7 protein-coding genes are annotated in these 6,542 nt (G+C 72.6%); 3 read left to right on the forward strand and 4 right to left on the reverse strand.

Translation table 11 applies throughout. The features are described from left to right. The first annotated feature begins 9 nt into the window (after nt 1-9). Complete coding sequence (locus EJK15_RS46810; protein ID WP_138716937.1) at nt 10-1,488, forward strand: glycoside hydrolase family 3 protein; 1,479 nt, start codon at nt 10-12, stop codon at nt 1,486-1,488. A 43-nt stretch (nt 1,489-1,531) separates the two neighbouring features. Further along, nucleotides 1,532-2,203: a pentapeptide repeat-containing protein gene (locus EJK15_RS46815; protein ID WP_171074934.1), complete on the forward strand. Its 672-nt coding sequence runs from the start codon at nt 1,532-1,534 to the stop codon at nt 2,201-2,203. Nucleotides 2,204-2,500: 297 nt separating this feature from the next. Here the strand turns inward: EJK15_RS46815 and EJK15_RS46820 are convergent, their stop codons facing one another. Genes EJK15_RS46820 through EJK15_RS46835 form a run of 4 tightly spaced genes read right to left on the reverse strand, consistent with a single transcriptional unit; the run spans nt 2,501 to nt 5,772 of the window. Then, nucleotides 2,501-3,535 (reverse strand): NAD(P)H-dependent flavin oxidoreductase, encoded by a 1,035-nt coding sequence (locus EJK15_RS46820; protein WP_138716939.1) that lies wholly within the window; start codon nt 3,533-3,535, stop codon nt 2,501-2,503. Further along, a complete protein-coding gene (locus EJK15_RS46825) occupies nt 3,532-4,254 on the reverse strand; it encodes a CoA-transferase subunit beta (protein ID WP_138716940.1) in 723 nt (240 codons plus the stop codon). Before EJK15_RS46825 ends, EJK15_RS46820 begins: the two co-directional genes overlap by 4 nt. Continuing rightward, the gene (locus EJK15_RS46830) at nt 4,238-5,005 is read right to left on the reverse strand and encodes a CoA transferase subunit A (RefSeq protein ID WP_138716943.1); all 768 of its coding nucleotides are present in this window, start codon (nt 5,003-5,005) and stop codon (nt 4,238-4,240) included. Before EJK15_RS46830 ends, EJK15_RS46825 begins: the two co-directional genes overlap by 17 nt. Before the next feature lie 38 nt (nt 5,006-5,043). Further along, nucleotides 5,044-5,772, reverse strand: coding sequence for an enoyl-CoA hydratase family protein (locus EJK15_RS46835; RefSeq protein WP_138716941.1), 729 nt, complete (start codon nt 5,770-5,772; stop codon nt 5,044-5,046). 46 nt (nt 5,773-5,818) lie between these two features. Between EJK15_RS46835 and EJK15_RS46840 the strand changes: the two genes are divergently transcribed. Further along, the coding region (locus EJK15_RS46840; protein ID WP_138716942.1) for an SDR family oxidoreductase at nt 5,819-6,542 on the forward strand (724 nt) is incomplete at its 3' end.

Below are 6,542 nucleotides of genomic sequence, written 5' to 3' on the forward strand. Positions count from 1 at the left end.
TTTCGGGTCATGCTCCTGAGCGGTGACCTGCTTCGCCTCGCCGACGCCGTCCTCTTCCCCGGTTTCGCCGGACAGACACCCCCCGACTGGCTCCGCCGCAGACTCGGCGACGGGTTGGCGGGCGTGGTGCTGTTCTCGCGCAACATCGCCGGCCCGGCCCAAGTGGCCCGGCTGACCGCCGCGCTGCGCGCCGAGAACCCCTCGGTGCTGGTCGGCACCGACGAGGAGTCCGGCGAGGTCACCAGGCTGGAGGTGGCCACCGGCAGCAGCCGCCCCGGAGGGTACGCCCTCGGTGTCGTGGACGACGTGGCCCTGACCGAGGCCGTGGCCAGGGACCTCGGCGGCGACCTCGCCGCGGCCGGGATCACCATCGACTTCGCGCCCTCCGCCGACGTGAACTCCAACCCGGACAACCCGGTCATCGGCCTGCGGGCGTTCGGCGCCGACCCGGTCCTGGTCGGCCGGCACACCAGGGCGTTCGTCCGCGGACTGCAGTCGGCCGGCGTGGCCGCCTGCGCCAAGCACTTCCCCGGGCACGGGGACACCTCGATCGACTCCCACCATGGCGTGCCCGTGGTGGCCGGCGACGGGATCGAGGAGGCGCTGTTCCCTTTCCGGGAGGCGATCAAGGAGGGCGTCAAGGCCGTCATGACCGGCCATCTCCTGGTGCCCTCGTACGACGCCGAGCTGCCCGCCACGCTCAGCCCCAAGGTGCTCACCGGGCTGCTCCGCGAGGAGCTGGGGTTCGACGGGCTGATCATCACTGACGGCATCGAGATGGCCGCGGTGTCGGGGGTGTACGGGATCGGGGGCGCCTCCGCCCGCGCCATCGCCGCGGGAGCCGACGCGATCTGCGTCGGCGGCGAGCGGGCCGGCGAGGCGACCGCCGTCGAGATCCGCGAGGCCATCGCCGCCGCGGTGACCGAAGGACTGCTGCCCGAGGAGCGGCTGGCCGACGCCGCTCGCCGGGTCCGCGAGCTGGCCGCCTGGGCCGTCTCCTCGGGCAGCCCGGCGCCGCGGGACGGCCGACTCGGCCTCACCGCGGCCCGCCGGGCGATCCGGATCACGCGCCGCACCACCGCCCCGGTCCTCCCGCTCACCTCGGCGGCGCACGTGGTGGAGCTGGCTCCGGAGATGAACCTCGCCATCGACAAGAACACCCCCTGGGGCGTCGGCGAGCCGCTCGCCCGGCTGCTCCCCGGCACCGCGGTCACGCGGCTCGCGGCGAGAGAGGTGACGGGGCCCGTCCTGGAGCGCCTGATCGGTGACGCCGCCGGCCGCCCGCTGGTGATCGTGGTACGCGACGCGCACCGCCACGCCTGGCAGGGCGAGGCGCTGCGGCACCTCCTCAGCGCCCGCCCGGACGCGGTCGTGGTGGAGATGGGCCTGCCCGCGCGGTCGGACCTGGGCGCCGTCCACGTCGCCACGTACGGCTCCGCGCGGGTCTGCGGGGAGGCGGCGGCGGAGGCGCTGACCGGTGGTCTCTGACACCGTCGGTTTCTGTCACCGTGAACGTCTAGTCTGTGGCACCGTGAACTTCGACGGCGAGGACCTCTCACACAAAGCGCTGGGCGACCGGCTCCCATCCGACGAGACGCACGTCTTCCGCGACTGCGACCTCACCGAGACCGACCTGTGGGGCGCCTCGCTGGCCGGGGCCCGGTTCGAGTCGTGCGTCCTGGAGCAGACCGACTTCCGCAAGGCCGACCTCGACGGGGCTGTCTTCGCGGGCGGGGGCGGGATGCGGACCCGGTTCAACGACGCCGACCTCATCGACGTGTCCTTCACGGACGTGGACCTGTCGTCGGCCCAGTTCGGCGGGGCGCTGCTGACGGACGTCTCCTTCACCGGGTGCCGCATGATCGGCGCCTCGCTGACCGCCTCGCGCGGCACCGGCTTCAAGATCGCCCGCTCCAACCTGACGCTGGCCAACCTGGGCGGGTGCTCGCTGCGGGGCGAGCTCATCGAGGGCGTCCGCTTCGACGACGCCGACCTGTCGGGGTGCGACTTCACGGAGGCGACGTTCAGCGGCTGCCGACTCATCGGGACGCGGCTGCTGAACACGAAGTTCGCGAAGGCGGATCTGCGGGGGGCGGATCTGGGGCAGCCGGACGACGCCAAGCTGCGGGCGTTCGCGGGCGCCATCATCAACCAGACCCAGGCCAACGCCATCCTCGCCGCCCGCGGCATCACCGTCCTATAGCTCCCGCACCCCGTACAGGGTGCCCTATCCGAGGGACGGCCGTAGGAGGCCAGTTCCAAGCCGTCAATTGACAGGCGGCCGCCAGGCATCGGTGCTGTGGTCGAGGTCCATCGACAGGATAGGCGTCGGACTGCACTTCGCTGGGGCATCGGCGACAACGCCCTCGGCAGCAGGCGCGTATGGGCGGAAGTGCTCACCACGGACGAGCCGCCAGTCCGCACACCGGACGCACCCGCCTGCATGGTGGAGATGTGATCCCCGAATCCGGCCACGGACGGGCAACCCCGCGCACCCACCCTACGAGGATGTACCGGCCAGGTGGGCCAAGGTGGCGTCGGCCTCGGTCATGATGCGGTCGATCAGCTCCTGGCACGACGGCAGGTCGTCGATCACCCCCACCACCTGACCCGACGCCATCACCCCGAGATCCGCGCGCCCCTCCACCATGGCGGCCCGCAGCAGCACCGGCGTGTTGGCCGCCTGGAGCACCTGTGCCCAGGTCAGCTCCCGCCCGCGCCGCATCCGGCGTCCCTCGCGGATCATCGCCGCCCACGACAGCCCCGACAGCCGCTTGAACCTGGCCCCGTTGGCCAAGGCCCTGACCAGCCGGGACCGTTCGAGCGAGGCCACGAACGGGGTGCTGAGCACCCGGTGCGGCACCCCGTCCACTTTGGTCGTCACCACGGTCTCCCGCGCCGCCAGATAGAACTTCTTCACCTCGTCCGGCACCGGGGAGTCGCTGGTCAGCAGGAACCGGGTCCCCATGGCGATCCCGCACGCCCCGTACGCCAGCGCCGCCACCAGCCCCCGCCCGTCGAAGAAGCCGCCGGCCGCGATCACCGGGATGTCCACCGCGTCCACGACCTGGGGCAGCAGCAACGTGGTGGCGACCGGCCCGGTGTGCCCGCCGCCCTCGCCGCCCTGCACGATGACCGCGTCCACGCCCCACGCCGCCACCTTCTCGGCGTGCCGCCGCGCCCCCACCGACGGGATCGTGATCACCCCGGCATCCTTGAGCCGGGCGATCAGCTCCCTCCTGGGCGCCTGCGCGAACGACGCCACCCGTACGCCCTCCCTGACCATCACCTCGACGCGCTCGGCCGCGTCGTCGGCGTCGGAGCGGATGTTCACCCCGAACGGCGCGTCCGTCCGCTCCTTCACCCGCCGGATCGCCTCGGTCATCTCGGCGACCGACATGGTCGCGGCGCCGATCACGCCCAGTCCGCCGGCCTGTGAGGTGGCCGCCGCCAGCCGCGCGCCCGCGACGTACCCCATTCCGGTCTGCACCATCGGATGGCGGCACCCGACCAGGGACGTCAGCGCGGTCTTCACGCCGCCACCTCGCGGTCGCGCGCCCGCTCGGGGTCGAGCCGGTCCAGGACGCGCAGCTCTTCGTCGGTCGGATCCCGCGTTATCGGGATATTTCCGGAAACGGCCAGTTCGAAGCCGGTCGCCGCCACCACCTCGTCCACCGACACCCCAGGATGCACCGACACCAGCCGCATCGACCCGTCAGGGGTACGGAAGTCCAGCACCGCCAGGTTCGTCACCACCCGGCGCAGGTCGAAGGCGCCCCGGTCGGTCCCGAGACCGCTGACCATGTCCACCCGCGGCACGAACACCCGGGGACCGTGCCGGGGGATCCAATAGCTCGTCGGATCGCACCGCGTGTTCCCCGGCGCGCCCCGCACCCCCAGCAGCTGAGCCTTGGGCCGCGCCCAGTCGCCGACGCACGAGATGTTCGTGTTCCCGTACCGGTCGATCTGGCTCGCGCCGAGCATGACGTGCCGCCGCCCGTTCAGCACCAGCCACAGGTGCTCACGGAACGGCAGCCACCCCTCGACCACCTCGGGCGCCCGCCCGAGCGCGGGCACGTCCCCGGTGAGCAGGCAGGCCCCGTCGTTCGTGAGCAGCTCGGGCTCGAACGTCAGCCGCGCCAGCCGCGCCGCCAGCACCGTGACCGCCCCGCCGATGCCCGCCGCCACGATCTCCCCGTCGCCCCGGAACGCCTCCGCGCACGCCACCACGCAGACATCAGCCCTGCTGCTCATCGACACCCTTCTCCACGTAACGCCGCTGCCTTTCCTCGTCGCGCCCGTAGTCCGGCTCGCACGAGGTGAACCCGGCCCCGCCGGGCGCCTCGACCACGCCCGCCACCATCGACCGGCTGATCAGCAGCGACTGCACCGGCCCTTCCTTCAGCAGGTGGGCGGTGTCCACGATCCGCTCGCAGGACACGTAGCAGCGCGCCGCCGCCTTCGCGTACAGGTCGTCGAAGTACGGATCGGGCCCCAGATACTGCGCGTTGCCGCGCGCGTCCGCCCTGTTCATGTGGACGAGGGCCACGTCCATCGTCAGCGCGGGCACCGCGACCAGCTCCTCCCCGTCCTCGTACGGCGACCGCACCGTCCTCAGCCCCGGATTGACCCGCATCACGTCCGACCCCAGCCCCGCCCGCGTCGGCAGGAACGGCAGCCGGTGCGCCGCCGCCAGCAGCCCGAACATGAACATCCCCTCGTCGTACTCCGCGAACTCGATCTCCCCGGCCTGCCGGGCCCGCCGGAAGTGGGGCTCCAGCGGGATGGTGTCGAGGGTGACGAACGGGGCCACGACCTTGCGTACCTTCCCGGCCGCGCACAGCATGCCGACGTCCGGGCCGCCGTACGAGACGATCGTCAGGTCCCGGACGGGGGAGCGGAGGACGGCGGACACCAAGGCCATCGGCTTGCGCCGCGATCCCCAGCCGCCGATCCCGACCGTCATCCCGCTCTCCAGCGCGCCCGCCACCTCCTCGGCGGACATCACCTTCTTGTCGTGAACCTCGTTGTCGTGAACCCTCGTCACGTGAATCGCTCCCTGTGCCGGTCGCCGGCGCCCATGAGGTTGAGCTCGAAGGTGAAACCCTGCTCGAAGCGGTAGCTGCGGTTGACGTCCACGGGGTCGATGCCGTTGAGCGACTCCTTGGCGCGGCGGATCACGTACGGGTCCTTGGCGGCGATCTGCTCGGCCACCTCCATCGCCGCGTCCCGCAGCTTGTCACGGGGCACCACCTCGAGCACCGACCCGAACGCGTGCAGCTCGGCGGCCGAGACGTTCCTGCACGTGTAGACCATGGCCCGCATCAGGTGCTGCGGCACCAGCCGGGCCAGGTGCGTGGCCGCGCCCAGCGCGCCCCGGTCCACCTCGGGCAGCCCGAAATAGGCGTCGTCGGAGGCCACCACGACGTCGGCGTTCCCGGCCAGCCCGACGCCGCCGCCCAGGCAGTACCCATGGACGGCCGCGATGACGGGCACCGCGCACTCGTAGACCGCCGCGAACGCCGCGTAACAGGCCCGGTTGACCCCGACCAGCGCCTCATAACCCTCGGCGGCCTGCAACTCCTTGATGTCGACCCCGGCGTTGAACCCGCGCCCCTCGGCCCGCAGCACGACCACCCTGGTCCCGGGGTCGTCACCGGCCACCCGCACGGCCGCGGCCAGCTCCTCCCAGCCCCGCACGGTCAGCGCGTTCACCGGCGGCACGTCGACGACGACCTCGGCGATCGGCCCGGCCCGCAGCGTGATCCCCATGACGCTCCCTGGTTGCACCTAACGCTTGCTTGGTACGGTAGCATCCGTGACCGCGACTTACGACTACACGGGCAAGTCCGTCCTGGTGACGGGTGGCACCAAGGGCATCGGCGCGGGCATCGCGCGGGCCTTCCATGAGGCGGGCGCCGACGTCACCGTCTGCGCCCGCACGCGGCCCGCGACCGGCGCGATCCGGTTCGTGCAGGCCGACGTACGCGTCCCCGAGGACGTCGAGCGGTTGGTTGCCGGGTTCGACCGGCTGGACGTGGTGGTCAACAACGCGGGCGGCTCGCCGTACGCGCCGCTGGAGGGCACCTCGCCGCGCCTGCACGCCCGCGTCATCGAGCTCAACCTGACGGCCCCGCTGCTGGTCGCCCAGTACGCCTATCCCAAGCTCGCCGCCGCGCGCGGGGCGATCGTGATGATCGGCAGCTCCAGCGGCACCCGCCCCTCGCCCGGCACCTCCGCGTACGGCGCCGCCAAGGCGGGCCTGCACCACCTGGCCCGTTGCCTGGCCGCCGAATGGGCCCCCGACGTGCGGGTCAACACGGTCGTCGTGGGCCTCGCCGCCACGGAGAGCGCCGCCGGCCACTACGGCGAGCACGGGGACGGGCGGCTGGGGGCGGCGATTCCCGCCGGCCGGCTGGCGACGCCATCCGATGTGGCGGCGGCCTGCCTGTGGCTGGCCGCGCCGGGCTACGTGACCGGCGCGGAGGTACGGGTGGACGGTGGCGGCGAGATCCCGTACTGGCGGCACCTGGCCTTGGGAC

Source organism: Nonomuraea basaltis, assembly GCF_005893125.1.
Lineage (GTDB): Bacteria > Actinomycetota > Actinomycetes > Streptosporangiales > Streptosporangiaceae > Nonomuraea > Nonomuraea basaltis.

Coding starts and splice junctions, on each gene's coding strand:
- EJK15_RS46810 (WP_138716937.1), top strand. CDS start 10: ATGCTCCTGAGCGGTGACCTGCTTCGCCTCGCCGACGCCGTCCTCTTC.
- EJK15_RS46825 (WP_138716940.1), bottom strand. CDS start 4,254: ATGAGCAGCAGGGCTGATGTCTGCGTGGTGGCGTGCGCGGAGGCGTTC.
- EJK15_RS46830 (WP_138716943.1), bottom strand. CDS start 5,005: ATGTCCGCCGAGGAGGTGGCGGGCGCGCTGGAGAGCGGGATGACGGTC.
- EJK15_RS46835 (WP_138716941.1), bottom strand. CDS start 5,772: ATGGGGATCACGCTGCGGGCCGGGCCGATCGCCGAGGTCGTCGTCGAC.